Raw genomic sequence first — 19,525 nt, 5'->3', positions numbered from 1 at the left:
CGTCATCCCGCTCCTTGTTAGCGGGATCTAGAGATACCGCGGCGGTATGACCCTGACTTGCACTAGCTATAGCATGTCAGTTTAAAATATTTTTTTTGATTATGCTAAATAACTCTTTTACTATATGTAATGTTTATTTAGAATGAACGTATGTTATTAAATTTGATTATGTCTATTTTATCGATACTCCTGTTTATCAGTCTTTCTTTACTCAACACTTCAAATAAATTGATGATATGTGCTGCCTTATTTGTGGGAGCTGCTTTAGTTGTAAATTCAATGGTTGAATTTTATGGCAGAAGCAAAGCTACGTACAACTTAATAGTGTGTATAGCGCTATGTTGTGTTTTTAAATGGCAAAGTTTTAATTTGATGATATTGATTTCATATACTGCAATTTTAGTATCTCTTCTCTCAAGCATAATTATTTTTGAAAAATTGAAGTCCAAGTTGAATTTTCATATGGCAAATCTCATTACTTTAATTATAGCATCAGTGGTTGATAGTGCCGTTGTATGTGTTGGATTACTATACAAATTTTCTGCAGGTAAATGCCTATCAATATATACTAGAGACTTAATTTTTAAGTTTTCTTATGCGTCAGTATTGAGCATCTGCTTGTTTGCAGGAATGTATTTATTTTGCTTGGCGAACAAGAAGTATTTTAAGATTTCCACATAACCTGTTTTCTGATAGCAGCTTTAAAAGGGTGCTAGCCAATGGAGAAATAGAGTTTTTAACCGAGAAAATTTACGTATCCGTTCAGCCAATGGCGTCAACTTAAGGAAAAATATCAGCGATAGTGTATAAAATTTCTCTCTAAAACTTTTACCATTAAATTATCCAGAAGCCGCAGGAAACAGCACTTTTGTTTCTATTTTATTTCAACAAAGAAGTTTAAAATGTGTCCTTTTTAGGTGAAACATGCAAAAAGGAAAAATTTTATTCTACAAATTAAAAATATAATATACTCGAAAGCTTTTCAGAGAATCCATTGTGTTGGAAAAAACAGTTTTACACGAACAAGAAAACTTCCTTTTTCGACAGTATTTTCTATGATTTTAAAGTTAGTTAAAAAAAGTTTGGGAATAGAATGTGAACTTATGGAGCCATTGACATGTAAAACTCCACCCTCAAAGCAAGCTTTTTCTAAAGCAAGGTATAAGATTTGCCATACAGGCTTTCAAGAATTATTAGAGCTAAGCATCCAAACAGCCTATCAGGATGAACCTGAGTATGGAACTTGGAGAGGCTATAGACTTATTGCAGCAGATGGTTCTGGTATGAGATTACCCAGCTCTGAGGAAATTGTATCCGAGTTTGGCCGCTTTAAACCAAATGGAACAACAGGCACAATGCCACCATTGGCAATTTGTTTGTTGATTTGTGTACTTCGCTGATTTGTAGTGCTCGTCTTGCGGCTTGGAATATAGGTGAACAAACGTTGGCGGAAGAGCAATTACCCGAAGTTATCACTCAAATGCGTTCATTAAATCAAAAGAAATTATTATTTATCTATGATCGTGGTTATCCTTCAGTAAAATTCATTCAGCAGCATTATGATTTGGAAGTAGATTTTATTTTTCGCTTGCAAAAAAGAAATTATAGCAAGCTATGGGAACGAATTGCATCTGGAGAATTAGATTTCGATTTTATATTAGAAAATGAAAAGCTAAAAAATAAAATGAAAGGACAGAAAGTAAGAGTTATAGTGCTGACATTAGCCAACGGAGAAACAGAGGTATTGATTACTTCACTTTTTGACCGAGTAAAATTTACTTTGGAAGATATCAGCAAAGCTTATGTGTTAAGGTGGCATATAGAGGAGTGCTATAAACGACTCAAAATAGGTGCAGAATTAGAGAATTTTTCTGGCGTAAATTTAGAGGCTGTATTACAAGAATTTTGGGCAAACTTAGTCATGTGTAATATATTGTCGCTTCATATGTGTGATGCACAAGGGCCTTGGAATCCAGATCAAATTGCTGAGTATCGTTTAAATTTTTCAGTTTTATTTGGTGTAATGAGGCAGAAACTCTATCAGGTACTTATTGGAAATTGTTCGCCAAAAAACTTTCAAGCCCTTTTTGATAGAGCAAGTATACGCGCTAAAGTTAAAATCCGACCAGGACAGCCGCGATAAGGTAGATAAGCCCAAACGCCATCATGTCTTTAGGAGAGTTTGCTAATGGAGGCTCTTAAGTTGACGCCATTGTCCGTTCAGCTAAGCGGTGTGAGAGACGATACCGTTCACAGATTTTCACTTAATTCTTCAATCTCACTAATAGAAAGGCCAGTAAACTTGACAATAGTGTTGACATTAGACTTCTTTCAAAATTGTTAGAGGGAGTGTAAGATGAAGTATTTGAAAGCATGAAATATAAGGAAATAGAAAAGTTAGAAGGAGAAAAGTTTCGACGTTTAACAGGGGTAAAAAAAGCAACATTTGAGCGAATGGTAGAAATTCTAGAAGTGGAGGATAAAAGAAAAAAAGCTAGAAGTGGAAGAAAAAGTAAACTTTGCATAGAAGACAGGCTACTTATGGCACTGGAATATATAAGAGAATATCGTACATATTTTCATATTGGGCAAAGCTATGGCATGAGTGAAAGTAACAGTTTTAAAATAATAAGATAGGTAGAAGACATATTAATAAAACATCCAGATTTTGCATTACCAGGAAAAAAAGAGCTATTAAAGAGTGATGTAGAATATGAAGTTTTAGTAATAGACGGAACTGAAACGCCAGTAGAGAGACCAAAAAAAAGCAAAAGCCCTTCTACTCTGGAAAGAAAAAAAGGCATACTATAAAAACACAAATAGTAACAGAGAAGAAGAGTAAAAAAGTCATATGCACATCTTTCTCGAATGGTAGAAAACACGATTTTCGGATGTTTAGAGAATCAAAGGTAGCAATATTACCGGACACCAAAATCTTAGCTGATGCCGGCTACAGGGGAATGCAGAAGATACACAAAAATGTTGTATTACCGCACAGGAAAATGAAAAAGAATCCGTTAAGCAAAGAACAAAAAAAAGAGAACAGGGCACTTATGAGCCAAAGGGCAATTGTTGAAAACGTAATTGGCTTATTGAAAAGGTTTAAAATCATCTCGGACAGGTATAGAAACCGACGAAAACGTTTTGGTTTAAGGTTTAATTTGATTGCTGCAATTCACAATTTTGAGCTCCATACATGAATTTTGAAAGAAGTCTAATGTCTTGTGTTGTTACTCAAATAATGGTTGTGCAAGCGCTTAATTTTTTGATCAAAAAGGAACAAGTTTAGTAAAAAATAATGATATTATTAGTGGAACATAAAACAGTCCCACTGCAGTACTGATTAGAAGCAACAGAGTAGCTTTATCTGGTTGATAATTCAAAATATTAGCAAGTATTATACTGGACCCAGAAACTGGAATAATAGCCAGCAACATCAGTGCTTTATATATGCTCTCATCGTATATACCTATAACATGCTTGTCTAAAAGGACAATTCCTAAAACAAACAGTGGCCAGAATACGTACTTTGCTGTAATAGTGATCAAAGCAAGCTTCCAATCTATTTTAAAGCTTGCAATATTCGCAATGCTCACTCCAAGTAGCACCATTCCTAATGTGACAAATGTACTTCTAATATTCATCATAACATCTGTTAAAAAAGTAGGTATTTGTATATCGTATATACTTAAAAAGAAGCCCAGAACCATCGCATAAAGCGAAGGAAGTTTGAACAACTTTAATATGCATTCTTTTGCGGTATAAATACCATTTGCAGCTATGTAAAATCCTAAGCTGTTTTCAAATAGCGCCATTCCTATATAACAAACAACATATACAGATACTGAATCTTCATCAAATAAAGCCATGGCAATCGGCAGGCCAAAATAACCCATACTTGTGCTACCCGAGCTAAATGCTAATATGTTTCTCGTGTTATCCTTAAATAAAAAAGAAGAAAGATAATACACTGATAAGGACATAGTGCTACCTATAAACCATATCAAAATCGGCAGAGAAATTACTTTTAAATTAACTTCTGTATGAGAAACTCCATATAAAATCACTATTGGATTAGCTATATAAAAGAGTATTTGAGATATAGTGTTTCTATCAATTTTAAGACATTTTCCTGCTAAATAACCAATAAATATCGTAATATAAATAGGTAATATTTTTAGGAAAAGAGTAAAGAACATACTAACCTATTGTGATACTTTTGACTGATAAAGTGATATTAGATCTTAAGGTATTGTAAAAGTAAACAAAATTTATTTTCCAATTTACCCAGCTCATAGTTAATTAAATTAGTGCCAAAATTTGTTTTTACATAGGACTTAAGAATGACATTTTTATGATAAAATTATGTTAAGTTTCTGTAAAGCTTCTTGCATATTTTTGAATAATGACATATTTACTAAAAATTAAACTGCTTGTAGTAATTTAGACGGACTGTTGAAAAAGTAAGAGGAAATAAGTAAAGTTAGGACAGAGAGTAAGAGCTTTAACATAGTTGTCATATTTTTCTTTAATTAACCCTAGTGTCCAATTTATCCACTATTCCTTCACATGAGGTGTTTCTAACCATTTTAATAACAGTAAAAAATGTTCTTCTTTCAACGCTTTAAATGTGATATTTTTATTCATTAATTGAAAATCTCAAATGTTACTACCCTTTCTATTAATCCTGTCTCTAATTGCCAAGTTCATTGAAATTGACATTTCCGTACCTAGTTTTCCTGATATGGTGTGCTATTTTAACGTATCAGAAGGAACAATTCAATTAACTATTGCTTATAATTTTTTAGGCTTTTGCATAGGAGGGTTGTTTTTCGGTCCTTTGTCTGAATGCTACGGCAGAAGGAGAATTATGATCATAGGTAACACTTTGTTATTAATCGGCGCTGTTGGTTGTGTTTTTGCACCGTCGATTTTTTGGCTTTTAATCTCTCGCTTTGTTCAGGGCATTGGTGCCAGCACATCTGTAGTTGTGTTTGCAATCGTTGCAGACAGCTATAAAGGTGACGAAGCGGTGAAATTTATTGGAATCATGAATTCTGTTCTTAGAACCTGTTCATAATCTTTTGAGGAACAAAGCAGTGAAAGCAAGAACTACCATTTGCAAGCTGGTGTTGAGTTTACGCTCGCAATTTTTCCATAACCGTCTACATTTTTCCAACCAAGCAAAAGAACGCTCTACAACCCATCTTTTTGGCAATACAGCAAAGGTATGTAATTCACTGCGTTTTATTACCTCAACAGTTGCACCAATAGTTGCTTTTATTTGTGTTGCAAAATTCTCTCCCGTATAGCCTGCATCAACCAGTACATTTTTAACTCCCGAGAGGTTTTCTTTTGCATTTTCTACCATTCTCACAGCACTGCTACGGTCAGTTATCTCTGCTGTTGTTACATAAATTGCATGTGGCAAACCTTGCGTATCTACTGCAATATGGCGTTTTATTCCTGAAATCTTTTTGCCTGCATCGTAGCCTTTTTCTTCAGCAGTATCTGCATTTTTTACACTCTGTGCATCAATTATGCAGAAGCTGGTTTTTTCTTTCCGACCATTGTTTTGTCGGACTACGCCAACTATTTTTTTTTAACACCAGCTCCAGAACACTTTCTTTATTTGCATCTGGTTTTTCACTCCACTTCTTAAAATAGTCGTAACAATTGCGCCATTTTGGAAACTCTTTTGGTAGCATTCTCCACTGACAAACGCTTTTCAGAACGTATAACACTCCACAAAATACATCATACAAATCAAGTTTTCTTGGTTTTGTTTTTTTTCTACAGGACTCTAGATCTGGTAATATAATCTCAAATCTTTCCCGACTTATATTACTTGGGTATAAACTCCTCATATATCCTAACTTATATACATTATCTCTTAGTTTATTCCTTTCTTGAGATCATGTACAGGTTCTTACAGTTGTCATGGCAATTGCACCTGTTTTAGGAAGTTTTATCAATGGTGCTGTAGGATGGCGTGGTAATTATGCAACTGTTGCAATACTTTGTTTAATCTCTTGGGTTTTGCTGCTTTTAGCGTTACCAGAAACAAAAAAGGACCGCGATATTTTCAGTTTAAAAAAAACGATGAAAGATTACAGAAAACTACTATCTAATCCGAGGTTTGTTACGTTGTCTTTGATGTCAAGCCTCTTTTCTGCCGCTTATATGTCATTCATTACTTGTGGACCTTTTCTGTATATGAAGACTTTTGGTTTATCTAGCACTATTTATGCACTACATCAAGGTGCAATAGTTGGGTGCTTCTCACTCATTAGTCTATTTGCTGGCAAAATCTTGCAGAAACTTGGAGAAATATGGTGTGTAATTTCTGGTACGAGCGTAGGTGCTATTGGGTCTCTATTGCTTGTAATATTCAGTATAATTGTACCCCACTCTTTCTACTTAGTAACACTGTCTATGATTATTTTTTCTATCAGTTGTGCAATTTGCCAGGCAGTGATTTTTAATGCATCAATAAATGTTTTCCCTGAAATTAAAGGCACAGCTTCTTCTGCAGTCTCGTTCATTAGAGCTTTTATCATGGCTATTTTTATCGGCTTAACAAGCTACGTTTACAATGGTCAAACAATTAGTGTAGCTGTTCTTGTTCTATCCGCGATAGTACTAGAACTTGTTTTTACTGCCTGTTTATTGTTTTTAAAAGATCCGGTATAATTAATGATCTTTTTACAGATGTGAGCGATTAACTTTCCCCGGCCAATCTTTCTGCTTCATTACGTGAAATTAATGCCTCAATAAATTCATCTAGTTCACCTTCTTTTATGATCTGCTCTAGCCGATGTGAAGTTAGATTAATTCTGTGGTCTGTTATTCTTGATTGCGGGAAATTATATGTTCTTATGCGCTCGGAACGATCACCAGAGCCAATTTGGCTTTTCCTCATTGTTGACCTTTCCATTTCTTTTTTTTGTCTTTCAATTTCGTATAGCCTTGCCCTCAATACTTTGAGCGCTTTAGCTTTATTTTTGTGCTGCGATTTTTCATCTTGCTGTATTACAACTATCCCTGTTGGCAAGTGGGTGACTCTTACTGCACTATCGGTTGTATTCACTGATTGCCCTCCAGGACCACTGGATCTATAAACATCTATTCGTAAGTCTTTTTCTTCTATTTTAAAGTCAACTTCTTCTACTTCAGGTAATATCGCAACAGTAGCGGCAGAGGTATGCAACCTTCCTGAGGATTCAGTTTCTGGCACTCTCTGTACTCTGTGCACCCCTGATTCAAATTTCAACCTTGCAAAAACTTCTGTTCCATTAATGAGTGCAGAAGCTTCCTTATAGCCACCTATACCTGTATTAGAAATGCTTATTGGCTCGAACTTCCAATTTCTTCTTTCTGCATATTTTTGATACATACGAAATAACATTGCTGCAAATAATGCTGCTTCTCCTCCTCCTGTACCTGCTCTGATTTCCAATATTGCATTTCTTGAGTCATCTTCATCTTTGGGCAATAATGCTAACTTTAGTTTTGCTTTTACTTTTGGCAATAATACCTTGTGCTTTTCGAAAAATTCTTCTTTTGCTAACTCTTTTATATCACCTTCGCTGTTTTCATCTTTCATTATTTCTTCTAAGTCTGAAATTTCCTCTTTCAGCGTGTTATATTCATCAATTATCTTGATTATTGGCCTGAGCTCAGAGTATTCCTTTGAAAGGGTAATGAATTCTTTTTGACTTAAATTGGTAGGATTTTCCAAATTCCTCTCTATATCATTAAATTTTTTCTTTAAGTCTTGTAAATTATTTTCCATATCCATATAGCACAGATCTAGCTAAGTAATATATACTGAAATAAAAAATTTCTTATATCAAGCAATAACACTATAATATACCTACTACCTTCTAGTTGAATATAATGGCAAAACAGATAACATCAAACTGCAATTTCATATTTGGAGCTTCGGACATAAAAACATTACCAAATGAGTCGGCTCCAGAGATTGCGTTTGCTGGTAGATCAAATGTAGGAAAATCCAGTCTGATCAACTTACTGATAAACAGCAAAAAAGCTGCCAGAGTTTCCTCTAAACCTGGATGCACTAGACAAATAAATTTTTACTCTATGTACGATGATAAGTTCAGACTTGTTGACCTACCAGGGTATGGTTATTCTCATGCAGGTAAGGAAGAAATTATACAATATTTAAACTTAATTGAGTATTATCTAATTCAAAGAAGAAATCTAAGAAGAGTGTTTGTGTTGATAGATAGCAAGGTAGGATTAAAAGAAATAGACAAAGACTTCATTTATTGGTTAATATATAATAACATTAACTTTAACGTTGTGCTAACAAAAATAGATAAAGTAAGTCAAAAAAGCTTAGGTGCTGTTATAGAAGATATTCAAAGATGGATTAATAATGAGAATGTGTCAATTCATCAAATGAGCATCCGTGTTAAGCATAAAATAACCAAGGTAAGAGATGAGTTTTTCAAGTTTACAAGATAAAAAAATGAAGAGTAGTGAATTTTTAAAGGGTGAGGTATCATTTGAACAAAAAGCAGAAATATTACTTGAAGTGCTATCTAATATACCTAGCTTTGTAGGCGAGACTTTTGTCATTAAATGCGGTGGTACAATAATCTTAGATGAAACACTATTTAATACTTTTGTGCATAATGTTGTCTTGTTGAAGCAGCTTGGTATAAATCCGGTAATAATTCATGACGGAGAATATGAAATTAACTCGGTGTTAAAAGTGCTGGATATGGACAGTAAGTTTGTGAATGGTATCAGACTTACAGACAGAGACACTATGAAAATCATTGAAATGGCACTGTGTGGCTCAGTTAATAAAAAAATTGTTCAGCATATAAATTCTGCTGGTGGTTCAGCTATTGGATTATGTGGAAAAGATGGTAACTTAATTAAAGCCGAAAAAATAACCGCTACGCTTAGAGAAGATAGATCAAATAATATCGAAAAGATATTAGACATGGGGTTCATCGGTAGACCTACTGAAATCAATCCTGATATATTATTTTTTATTGAAGAATCAGATTTTATACCAGTTATTGCACCAATTGGTCATGGAAAAGATGGGGAAACATATCATATTGATGCCGATAGCACTGCAAGCGCAATTGCAATTGCAGTTTCTGCATCTAAAATGATAATCTTGAGTGACACAGATGAAGAAATAGATAAAATTGGTGGCAGGAAGATATCTGTTAAAAGTTTAAATGCATCGATTGATTGTGGGAAAATTAAAGGGGAAAAATTTATTGAAAGGCTTATGGCATACGTTAAAATGGCGGAGGAATGTGCTGGAGTTGTTCACATAGTTGATGGTAGAATACCTAACATTATGCTTGATTTATTTACTGAGAATAATTCAAGCATATCGATTGTGAGTGATTTATAGCTATACTGCTTACAACTGTACGAACGTTGTGATTTGAGTCCGCCAGCATGGCGACGGTTCCTCTTTTCTGTATGTTCTTAAACGTCAAAACTGACATTAGTATGTGACATAAACAAATAAAGATGGAAAGAATATTCAAAAGCTAGCAAGAGAAATAGAGGAAGGGAAAGGTGTTGCCGAAAAGTTCAAAATGGAATATTCAAAAGGTCCAGCTATAACGCAAGCACGATTCTTTTAGCAAAAATAACTCGCAAGTATCAGAGTAGAGAGGAGACATTATCACTACTACATTATGCTATAAGTCATAAAAATAATCAAGCTGTAAAGGATCTTTTAGAAGAAGCCAAAAAACAAAAACGTATCCGTTCAGGCAATGGCGTCAACTTAAGGACACATTTTAGACTTCTTTGTTGAAATAAAACAGAAACAAAAGTGCTGTTTATTGCACTCTTTGGATAATTTAATGATAAAAAATTTAGAGAGAAATTTTATACACAATCACTGATATTTTCCCTTAAGTTGACGCCATTGCCTGAACAGATACACAAAAACTATTAAAGGAAGTTCTGAATGAAGAAATGACCACAAAACATTCAGATGGTCGGGAAGAAACTCATACAATACTCCCAAAGAAAATGCTTATACACGTTATAGCACAAAGTATTACTCTGCTATTTTTATTATAGCTGCTGATATAAGTGCTGCTAAATAGGCTATATCTATTATAACTTTACCACTAAACTTAATAACACTGCAATTATCACACACCATAATAAAAAAGTCAACCCACACCTTAGGTTGCAAAATCCCAAAAAGCAGCCACAATGAAATAAGCAAACATTTACAAATTAAATTTAGTGCAAACAAGGGTGTTGATATCAGCTATTCTCTGCAGAATCGCAATATGGTATGACCATATGCTCTTTATCGATCTGGTTAACATAATTAGTAGAGAGTTTTGTTGTGCAAAAGATGTTTACTACAGCATACTGCAATTGTTTGGAATTGCAGGACTGGGTGCTATGGTAAGGCCACTTGGCGCATTCATATTTGGTCACATTGGTGACAGGTATGGAAGGACAATGGCATTAACAATCGCTATCTTGCTAATATCGATTCCGTCTAGTCTCATTGCGTTTATTCCAAGTTATAGCAAAATAGGTATAACTTCTACTATATTGCTTCTTGCAATCCATGTGACACAAGGGATTGCGCTTGGCGCTGAACAAGGAGGCAGTTCTGTTTATCTCATAGAGCATTTACCTAATAAGAAAAAACTAGGAATGTTTTTTGGAATAATAAGTTTTGGTCGCTCCATTGGCATCTTGCTCTCTGTGATTGTAGTGATTATCTGCAAAAAAAACACTGATTTTAACGCTTGGGGTTGGAGGTTGCCGTTTACTTTTTCATTTGTTTTGGGGTTAATCAGCGCATATAGTGTATACACATTAGGAGAAACTCCAGCATATGAAGAAAATCGAAAACAAAGGAATTTATCTGATTTGCCAATAATAGAGCTTATAAAACGCTACAAGAGAGCTCTGATACTTGCTATTTTAATATCTGTACCTGTTAATGTTGCTGTTGGATTTACCATATTTCTTCGAACAATTGCAAAAGAAATAGTGTCGGTTGAGACGTATGTAACAACATATGTCAATGAAATTGTGCTCATTATAACCAGTATATTAATGCCGATATCTTCAATAGCGCTCGGAATGTTAGCTGATAAAGTAGGAAAAGAGCGCACTGCAATCTTATTTACAGTGATCACAATGGTACTGTGTTGTCCTGTGTTATCTACTGCATACTACTATAAAAGTTATCTTATAATTATGCTTAGTGTAATGGCTCTTTCTATAACAGAAAGGGGTATAAATCCTATAGGAATAGTTGCTGCTCAACTTTTTCCTACCAATGTTAGATTTAGTGGAGTGAGTTTATCACGTAACATCTCTTATGCATTACATGGAGGATTTACTCCTATGATATGCACTTGGTTTACTATAACATTTCCTCAAGTAAACTTTGCCGCTGGGCTTTATGTAGTCTTTTGCTTATTGATCAGTGTGGTAGCAATATTGCAAATAAAGCCGCAAGATAAAAAATTTGATTGGTCTTAGTTTTCTCTTATGTGATTTGATAGGTCAGGAAAGGGTTTCATCCGAGTAGCTGACACTGGAATGACAGCAGTCCTACGTCATACCGCCGCGGTATCTCAGCCGCTAACAAGTAGCGGGATGACGGTTGTCGTTTAGCCATAAACATTAAGAAATTTACCAAATGGAAAAAAAAGGCAAAAGAAACCCTAGGGTAGCTAGTTATTCACTATCCATTTTTTAAGTTGGCGTTTTTTTATGTTTTAAACGCTTTATAAGCGCGTTTCAGCTTATGTAGGTAGAAGTTTGATAAAGACATAAGGTGCACATAGTGCAAAAAATTAAACATGAGACGCCAGATACGTGAGTTTTTTTGTCATTTAATCTGTACAGAGAAGATAAATAAATAGCTTCATTTTCATGATAAGGGCGCTGGCGGAGTTTGTCAAGTAAGTTTTTTATTTCTAGCGGTTGTTGCCAAAAACTATACAAGAAGTCTTTTAAGATCAATCACTTATCTTCAAGGCTTGAATAAAAGCATTCTGTGGAATATTTACGTTCCCTATAGAATGTAACCTTTTTTTACCCTTCTTTTGCTTTTCAAGTAGTTTCATTCTTCGCGTTACATCTCCACCATAGAGTTTAGCTGTTACATCTTTTCTGTATGGGTTAATCGTTTCTCTGGCAATAATTTTTCCGCCCACTGCCGCTTGAATCGCGATTTTATATTGCTGACGTGGTATTAGATCCTTCAAGCGTGCACATATTTCACGCCCCCTTTTTTCTGCCCTACTTTTGTGAACAATACAGGCTAATGCATCTACGGGCTCTCCATTAATTAAAAAGCTTAATTTATCTATTTGGCTTACCAGATAGCTGGAAATTTCCCAATCCAAACTTGCATATCCTTTGGAAATTGATTTTAATCGATCATAAAAGTCAAAAACAACTTCAGACAGTGGTAATTTATATCTTAACAATGCTGTTGTTGTGTTACCAATGTAAGATAAATCCTCCTGTTCTCCCCTCCTTTCTTCACATAGAGATAGAATATCACCTAAGTATTGATCAGGGACCATTATGGTTGCGGTAATCCACGGCTCTTCTACCATTTCAATCTTTGTTGGATCTGGCATATCACTTGGGTTATGAATATTCAAAACTTCACCACTTCGTGTTGTAACCCTATATATAACACTCGGTGCAGTTGCTGTTAGGTCTAAATCAAATTCTCTCTCGAGCCTTTCTTGAATAACTTCAAGATGCAACATTCCCAAAAAACCACAACGAAATCCATAGCCTAGTGCATTTGAAGTTTCAGCTTCGAAGGTAAAACTTGCATCATTTAAATGTAACTTCTCTAGAGCTTCCCTTAGATATTTAAAATCATCCGTTTTGTGAGGGAAAATGCTACAAAATACCACAGGATGCACTTCTTTAAATCCAGGAAGTGCTTCACTACAAGGTCTCTTTTCCTCAGTGATAGTGTCCCCTACCTTGCAGTCTGCTACTTCCTTCATTGAAGCAGTTATAAAACCAACTTCACCCGCTGAAAGTTCACCCGTCATCACTTTTTTAGGGGTGAAAATACCGATATTATCTATCTGATATGTAGCATTATTAGACATCATAACAATTTTCATGCCTTTTTTTAGCACTCCATTTTTAACTCGCACTAAAATTACTACTCCTAAGTAAGTGTCATACCAACTATCAACTAAAATTGCTTGCAGTGGAGCATTTACATCACCTTGAGGAGCTGGAAGTTTTGCCACTATTGCTTCAAGTACATCTTTTATTCCAAGTCCAGTTTTTGCTGATATTAAAACTGACTCACTTGCGTCAATACCAATTATTTCCTCAACCTGGAGTTTTACTCCTTCTGGATCTGCAGCAGGAAGATCAACTTTATTGAGCACAACTATTATTTCATGGTTGTTGTCAATAGCTTTATATACATTTGCAAGGGTTTGTGCTTCAACGCCTTGACTGCTATCTACTATTAAAAGTGAACCTTCGCACGCTGCTAAGCTTCGACTCACTTCATATGAAAAATCAACATGACCTGGAGTGTCCATGAGATTTAGGCAATATTGATTACCGTCGTTTGCCGTATAATTGAGTTTTACCGTCTGTGCTTTAATTGTAATGCCACGTTCACGCTCTATATCCATTGAATCGAGTATTTGATTGGTCATTTCTCTTGCTTCAAGGCCGTTACATTCCTCTATTAAACGGTCAGCAAGCGTTGACTTACCGTGGTCTATATGCGCTATTATTGCAAAATTTCTTATGTTGTTCATTTATGGCTATTTTACTTAAGTAGAACCATTTTACATTTTAAGTGTTGTGAGGGCAATCCTTTATTAAGAGACTATTTACTCCTTCAACATAGACGACACTTTTTTCGAGCAGGAAATCACTTTATTAATCATATAATTCTCATGATTATTATCTATTTTAGGCAACTCATACAGATAATTTACCATCATTCCAGCCGACTGACTAATACCTTTTTCAGAAGTATCCGCCATCCAGTTTAATTGTTTTATCGATGCACCATTGCTTAAATGAAAATGCGCCACCGGGTCATAAGTATTTCCATTACTATTATTCACTTTTAGTAAATAATATGCACATAGTTTAAGCATGTATTGTTTAGTTTCATTTGTACATTCAACATTAGTTTTTAATTGCTCTGCACTTTCTAAAATTTCTGCACTAGATTGTTTTATATTTAGTTTGCCCAATAAAGTGACATCTTGGTTTAGATTGTTTTTTAGCCATTTCGTAAAGCCAGGTATTGGAGAAAGAGTTGCGTATGTTTTTATACTTTTAAACTCTTGTGATAGCTTTTCTACAACCCTTTTGATCAAAAAATTACCAAGGCTGATTCCAGATAACCCTGCTTGAGTATTTGATATTGAATAGAATATAGCAGTGCTCGCACTACTTGGATCATTTGAAGGTACCGACTCATCTAAAAGGTGTTGAATGCTATCTGCAATCTTATCCACCAATGCAACCTCTACAAAAATTAGAGGTTCGTTTGGTATCTTGTAATGAAAAAAAGCAAAACAGAGACGATCAGAGTCTAGTCTGTTTTTTAGGTCGCCCCAAGAGGAAATTTTATGCACAGCTTCATATTTTATAAGTTTTTCTAGCAATGATGCAGGTGAATCCCAGGTGATTTGACGAAGATCAAGTAGATCAACATCAACCCAAGTATAGAGTATATTTTTTAATTCGTTCTCTAGTGGATTCAAGCTTCTATATTGGTTCTTTAGCTTAAGCACATCAGAACGCATATCAACAATAAACTTAAGGCCTTCTGGTAAAGAAATAAATTGCTTTAATATTTTAGAACGCGGTGATTCAAGAATTTTTATTAAATCCTGTTCAAATTTATAGTTTAACTCGGGATCTTGATTTTTCTTATACTCTTTAATTTTCTCATCTATTTCCGCTTTATTCGGATTAAATTTTTCTGCCAGGGTTTGTAGAAATTTTATTTTACCTTTCTCTGATAAGTTCAAGTACAGATTACCAAGAGATACAGCGTTTTTACGTGCTGAAACTTCCCCTCCCTTTGGGTTTAAGCACTCGTTCATCTTCAAGACTAAACTATCGATATCGCGACTGTTACTTAAATCAGGACCGATGTTACCAATCCATGATCTTACAGCATCTGCCACTCCACCTAGTATTTTAAAAAAGCTCCTTACCGCTTTTTTGTCTTCAACTTTCACTATATCAGTTTTTACCAATGATTCTTTTGTCATAGATTCCCTTTATTATACATGGCTAATGCAAGTCAGGTTTCCCCACGTCATACCGCCGCGGTATCTCTAGATCCCGCTAACAAGCAGCGGGATGACGAATTTGTCGTTTGTCAAATCGTCGGTAAACCCAAGTTATTTTAGCTACATGTAGCTTAAGTTAAAGGAAAATTTTAGCTACATAGCAGGCACTATTACTAGATTATTAATAATTCAGTAATACAATAGACTTCTTGCACTACCTCCCAAGCCACAACTGTCATTCAGTAGAAACGAAAAACTTACTTGACAAACTCCGCCAGCCCCCCTATTATGAAACTGAAGCTATTGTATTTGCTTTCGCCAATCTGCAGATTAAAAGGTAAGGATTACTTAATGTATCGGCGTCTTATGTTCAATTTTTTGCAGTATATAGATACTGTATGTCTTTACAAAACTTCATCTACATCTAGATTTTTATCTAAATAAGCTGAACGCGCTTATAAAGCGTTACAAGACATCAAAAAATGCCAATACTCGACAGAGATAGTAAAAGACTAGCTAACTCGGGGATTCTTTGTCTTTTTTTCTGCTTAGTAAATTTCTTAAACATTTGCAGCGTAGGTTAGTTGCAATTAAAAGCGGCTGAATCTCGCTTGTCAAGCGTTTAAAACATAAAAAACGCCAATATTTTAAAGCGGATAATAACCTCAGGGCTTCTTTTGCCTTTTTTTTCATTTAGTAAATTTCTTAATGTTTGTGGCTAAAAGAGTCCAAGAGAGGTGTCATGCCAGTGCTCCTTTTTTTGTCATCCAAGTAGCTGACACTGGGATCCAGCCTTTCACGCAATCCCATCAAGAACGTTGTATTTTACATAACACTTTTATGCTTACCAACTTAATAAAATTCCTGGATCCCAGTGTCTGGGCACTGGGATGACAGGCTAGCCTGACAACCGTCATCCCTGTAAAGATCAAGTATCCCACTACGTGTTAGCAGCTAAGAGATACCGCGAATGAATCGCGGTATGACGGTCTGCGGCGGTATGACGGTTCGTGGCGGTATGACGGTTAAGCAATTCGTCATCCCGCTGCTTGTTAGCGGCTAAGAGATACCGCGGCGGTATGACGTAGGACTGCTGTCATTCAAGTAGCTGAAACTGGAATGACACGTCATAAAGGAACCAGTGTCAGCTACTTGGATGATACCTTTTTTCTACTTAGTTTGGGTTATGCAAGAAGTCTATTTACTTCTTAACTTGACGCACATGATGTCTTGCAGCATCATCTACTGCTTCTAAATAAACCATCGCCAAACATATACCACTGTGTACTTCTATAGATAACTTATTGCCTAAACTTCGATTAAAGCAAGAATTCTTTCCTGGAAAAGCAAGATCACTAAAGTACAGTTCCCATTTTAATCCTTTGGTTGATATTTGAGCTCTCGGTATACCAAGTAAAGATATTTTAGTATTTTTTGGCAAAGAAAAAAAATGGGTAATACCTTTTTGTAAAGTGTAACCTACCATGGGAGGTGAAGGTGTGTAAAAGATACTATCTGTACTTAGAAAAACGTTAATATTTTGTAGTATATGATCAATTGCTCCCCCAGTAATACCCGTTACTATTGATGGCAATAACTTTACTGTCTTTAAGTGAGCCATTGCTTTAGAAAAGTCGCAATAATCTTGATCAGGTAGATATATCGTATTCAAATTAGCACGTAAATCCAGATTTACGCTATCCAAATCTCCTACTACAAGATCAGGTTTTACGCCAATTGATAGAAGCTTGTTTGCTCCTCCATCTACAGCAATAATAGGTATATCTCGTTTAAAAAACGATGAGCTCGGTATTTTTCCATTTAGCACTACAATAGAACGATATTGTTGTTGTGTACTGCAGTGGAGCACATGATCATGGTGCAGATTTTGCATCGTAGTAACATTTTTGAATAATTGATATTATGCTAATCACTAATCCAGCAATATTGCTAAGCACCACAAAAATTGAGCTCTGGTAAAGACCATAGCCAATCCAAGACAATGAACAAATAAGATAGTTTACTAACATTAACATCGATACATCACGAGTAACTTTAGTGATATATGCTTTATATACTTGAGGTGATAATCCAATTAGAGATGCAATTAACGCAATGAAGCCGAAGCATTCTTCAATATTTATATACATACATTTTCCTACGCTTGCGTTAACAATATCAGGTTCAAAGGGTTGTACTTTATGTACTCTCAGCTTTTCTAGAGCACCCCTAATGCGTGTAATTTATAACATCATTTAGTCTATTAATCAAGAAATTAATAGTGACTTGCATTTATGAAACCCAATCGGCTTCTATGCTAATTATTATCTAAACTAATCGTCGGTTGTGCATCTTGCTCAGAGATTAGGGCAACCAACAAATTATTTATCAATTGAACCTTTTGCTTGCCATCTAATTGTAAGCTTTTGTTTTTTTCAAAATGAGCTATTACTTCCTCGACAATTCCTATTGCATTTTGCACTATATGCCTTCTTGCCGAAGTGATAGCATGTGCTTGTTGACGCCTTAACATTGCTTGTGCAATCTCGGACGAATACGCCAAATGCGATATTCTTGCTTCTGTAATCTCAATTCCTGCAATATCTAATCTTTGTTGTAACATTGACCGCAATTCATCTGAAATTTTATCAGAATTTTTACGTAAAGATTCCTCATCGCTTTCGCTATCATACGGATAATTGCTCGCCAATTCTCTAATTACCGAGTCACTTTGTACAAAAACAAATTCGTGATAGTTGTTAACATTATAATACGCCTTTGCAGGACTGCTCACTCTCCAAACAATTACTGCAGAAATCTCTATTGGACTTCCATTTGCATCATTAACTTTTATTTTTTCTGTGTTAATATTCTGAAATTTTAGGGAAACTATATATTTGCTTGAAAAGGGAAGCGTTACACATATTCCAGACTTAAAATAAGTTCCAATATAATGACCAAAAAATTCTATCACTCTTGCTTCATTAGGGTCATTAATAAAAAATCCTTGAAGAAAAGTCAAAATTGAAACGGCAGCAACTCCAAGTGCAATTGTGCTGTCATATGCCAAAAAAAGCAGCGATAAAATTAATCCTAGCGCTATTAGTACAGGAAAAGCCCGAATTTGATTCAAATTTCTATCGTTTATCGTATTTTTATCCATACTGTCTTTAAACTTCTTTTTCACTTGAACCCTCTCTGTTGATCGTTTTATTTATCTTATTTACAAATAGTTTAAACTCTCTTAATTCATGATCAGGCAATTTTACTTCAGTTTTATGTTCTATCGTAAGCGGATCGATGTGTTTGCCGTTATATATAACTTCGTAATGTAAATGGGGTCCTGTTGCAACACCAGTGCTACCAACATAAGCGATGATCTGCCCCTGCTTTACTTTAGAGCCTAACTTTATATCGCCACTAAATCTACTTATATGCGCGTAACAGGTTGAATATTCATTTTTGTGTTTTATTTTGATGTAATTTCCATAGCCACCATTCTTTCCTATATATTCTATCACACCCTCTGCAGCAGCGTATATGGGAGTGCCAAGTTTAGCTGCATAATCCACTCCTTTGTGAAAAGCAATTTTACCGCGAACAGGATGCTTTCTATTGCCAAATTTTGAGGATATGCGATAATCTCCATTTAAAGGATTTGCAAAAATTTCGCCATTTTTTAAGCTTATTCCTTCATTATTAAAATACCTTTCTTTGCCGTCTTGCGATTTATAATGATATAAACTAATAGCTTTCTTGTTTATTGTCAGTGAAGCATATAAAATTTTTTCTTCAGTCTTCTGATTATTAGGCAATCTCTCAAAAAGAACCTCCAATTTACTCTTCGGCACAATGTCTTTTTTAAAATCAACACCGAAATCTTTATATATGTTGATCAATTTCACCACTGTATTTGGCGCCAACCCTTGCTCAATTCCCGTGGCAAAAAAGGAAGATTTTATGGTACTGGATATGAATAATAATCTTCTATCATGGTTGCTTTCTGTCACCTCAAAATCCTCTCCTGTCATTCCAGCGCTTGACGCTGGAATCCAGTTTTTATTATACAATCGCTTGATGTGTTCATTTGTAATTGAATTTTCTGGATCCAAGTAGTCAAGCACTGGGATGACATCTTTCTTGGTGGAAATTACCCTTATATCACAATGTTCGTACAGTTGTTTGTTTGACACTGGCTCTTTTTTCCTGATCCC

The 19,525-nt window shown here is 35.1% G+C and carries 15 protein-coding genes, 4 pseudogenes and 1 riboswitch; of the genes and pseudogenes, 8 read left to right on the top strand and 11 right to left on the bottom strand.

Translation table 11 applies throughout. From position 1 onward, the window contains the following. The first annotated feature begins 917 nt into the window (after window positions 1-917). Together AABM58_RS06945 and AABM58_RS06940 are read left to right on the top strand one after the other, a co-directional pair. A pseudogene (locus AABM58_RS06945) lies at window positions 918-2,189 on the top strand (IS4 family transposase). 184 nt (window positions 2,190-2,373) lie between these two features. Beyond that, window positions 2,374-3,200, top strand: a pseudogene (locus AABM58_RS06940) (IS5 family transposase). Between the two features lie 69 nt (window positions 3,201-3,269). On the opposite strand, the gene AABM58_RS06935 reads toward AABM58_RS06940, so the two are convergent. Next, window positions 3,270-4,199, bottom strand: coding sequence for an AEC family transporter (locus AABM58_RS06935; protein WP_141456821.1), 930 nt, complete (start codon window positions 4,197-4,199; stop codon window positions 3,270-3,272). A gap of 361 nt (window positions 4,200-4,560) precedes the next feature. After that, a pseudogene (locus AABM58_RS07955) lies at window positions 4,561-4,647 on the bottom strand (N-acetyltransferase); the annotation flags it as partial. Window positions 4,648-4,663: 16 nt separating this feature from the next. On the opposite strand from AABM58_RS07955, the pseudogene AABM58_RS06930 reads away from it, so the two are divergent. Then, window positions 4,664-5,065 (top strand): annotated as a pseudogene (locus AABM58_RS06930) (MFS transporter); the annotation flags it as partial. A gap of 9 nt (window positions 5,066-5,074) precedes the next feature. On the opposite strand, the gene AABM58_RS06925 reads toward AABM58_RS06930, so the two are convergent. Then, window positions 5,075-5,867, bottom strand: a protein-coding gene (locus tag AABM58_RS06925; protein WP_338405927.1) for an IS5 family transposase whose coding sequence is annotated in 2 segments (ribosomal slippage) — window positions 5,075-5,602 and window positions 5,604-5,867 — 792 coding nt in all. Because the reading frame shifts where the segments join, the coding sequence is not laid out codon by codon here. 73 nt (window positions 5,868-5,940) lie between these two features. Between AABM58_RS06925 and AABM58_RS06920 the strand changes: the two genes are divergently transcribed. Then, window positions 5,941-6,693: an MFS transporter gene (locus AABM58_RS06920; protein ID WP_338406751.1), complete on the top strand. Its 753-nt coding sequence runs from the start codon at window positions 5,941-5,943 to the stop codon at window positions 6,691-6,693. Window positions 6,694-6,721: 28 nt separating this feature from the next. Here the strand turns inward: AABM58_RS06920 and prfA are convergent, their stop codons facing one another. After that, window positions 6,722-7,801 carry a peptide chain release factor 1 gene (gene prfA / locus AABM58_RS06915; protein ID WP_265025604.1) on the bottom strand — a complete coding sequence of 360 codons (1,080 nt, stop codon included), beginning with the start codon at window positions 7,799-7,801 and terminating at the stop codon, window positions 6,722-6,724. A gap of 98 nt (window positions 7,802-7,899) precedes the next feature. Here prfA and yihA point away from each other — a divergent pair, with 98 nt between their 5' ends. Beyond that, the gene (gene yihA / locus AABM58_RS06910) at window positions 7,900-8,493 is read left to right on the top strand and encodes a ribosome biogenesis GTP-binding protein YihA/YsxC (RefSeq protein ID WP_410529782.1); all 594 of its coding nucleotides are present in this window, start codon (window positions 7,900-7,902) and stop codon (window positions 8,491-8,493) included. Between the two features lie 4 nt (window positions 8,494-8,497). Beyond that, complete coding sequence (gene argB / locus AABM58_RS06905; RefSeq protein WP_338406912.1) at window positions 8,498-9,409, top strand: acetylglutamate kinase; 912 nt, start codon at window positions 8,498-8,500, stop codon at window positions 9,407-9,409. Between the two features lie 663 nt (window positions 9,410-10,072). Here argB and AABM58_RS06900 read toward each other — a convergent pair. After that, complete coding sequence (locus AABM58_RS06900) at window positions 10,073-10,213, bottom strand: hypothetical protein (protein ID WP_338406750.1); 141 nt, start codon at window positions 10,211-10,213, stop codon at window positions 10,073-10,075. Window positions 10,214-10,266: 53 nt separating this feature from the next. Between AABM58_RS06900 and AABM58_RS06895 the strand changes: the two genes are divergently transcribed. Continuing rightward, window positions 10,267-11,532, top strand: a complete 1,266-nt coding sequence (locus tag AABM58_RS06895; protein ID WP_338406749.1) for an MFS transporter — start codon at window positions 10,267-10,269, stop codon at window positions 11,530-11,532. A gap of 482 nt (window positions 11,533-12,014) precedes the next feature. Here the strand turns inward: AABM58_RS06895 and lepA are convergent, their stop codons facing one another. Then, window positions 12,015-13,811, bottom strand: a complete 1,797-nt coding sequence (gene lepA, locus AABM58_RS06890) for a translation elongation factor 4 (protein WP_338406748.1) — start codon at window positions 13,809-13,811, stop codon at window positions 12,015-12,017. A 75-nt stretch (window positions 13,812-13,886) separates the two neighbouring features. Further along, window positions 13,887-15,290, bottom strand: coding sequence for a malonyl-CoA decarboxylase (locus tag AABM58_RS06885; protein ID WP_338406747.1), 1,404 nt, complete (start codon window positions 15,288-15,290; stop codon window positions 13,887-13,889). Between the two features lie 729 nt (window positions 15,291-16,019). Between AABM58_RS06885 and AABM58_RS06880 the strand changes: the two genes are divergently transcribed. Further along, entirely contained in the window at window positions 16,020-16,205 is a 186-nt protein-coding gene (locus AABM58_RS06880; RefSeq protein ID WP_338406746.1) for a hypothetical protein, read from the top strand. 307 nt (window positions 16,206-16,512) lie between these two features. Here the strand turns inward: AABM58_RS06880 and AABM58_RS06875 are convergent, their stop codons facing one another. The 4 genes from AABM58_RS06875 to AABM58_RS06860 form a co-directional block, all read right to left on the bottom strand. After that, on the bottom strand, window positions 16,513-17,205 hold the full coding sequence (locus tag AABM58_RS06875; protein ID WP_338406745.1) for a thiamine diphosphokinase: 693 nt from the start codon (window positions 17,203-17,205) through the stop codon (window positions 16,513-16,515). After that, a complete protein-coding gene (locus AABM58_RS06870; protein ID WP_338406744.1) occupies window positions 17,186-17,461 on the bottom strand; it encodes a SemiSWEET family sugar transporter in 276 nt (91 codons plus the stop codon). The genes AABM58_RS06875 and AABM58_RS06870 overlap by 20 nt, the downstream gene beginning before the upstream one ends. Further along, a riboswitch (TPP riboswitch) is annotated at window positions 17,450-17,552 on the bottom strand. (Overlaps the previous gene by 12 nt.) A 76-nt stretch (window positions 17,553-17,628) precedes the next feature. Then, window positions 17,629-18,474: an SPFH domain-containing protein gene (locus AABM58_RS06865; protein WP_338406911.1), complete on the bottom strand. Its 846-nt coding sequence runs from the start codon at window positions 18,472-18,474 to the stop codon at window positions 17,629-17,631. A 7-nt stretch (window positions 18,475-18,481) separates the two neighbouring features. Next, window positions 18,482-19,342 carry a M23 family metallopeptidase gene (locus AABM58_RS06860; RefSeq protein WP_410529786.1) on the bottom strand — a complete coding sequence of 287 codons (861 nt, stop codon included), beginning with the start codon at window positions 19,340-19,342 and terminating at the stop codon, window positions 18,482-18,484. Window positions 19,343-19,525 lie beyond the last annotated feature (183 nt).

Source organism: Wolbachia endosymbiont (group A) of Longitarsus flavicornis (genome assembly GCF_963931955.1).
Lineage (GTDB): Bacteria > Pseudomonadota > Alphaproteobacteria > Rickettsiales > Anaplasmataceae > Wolbachia.
Note: the sequence above shows the minus strand (reverse complement) of the source record. Positions and strands in the feature narration are given on the sequence as shown.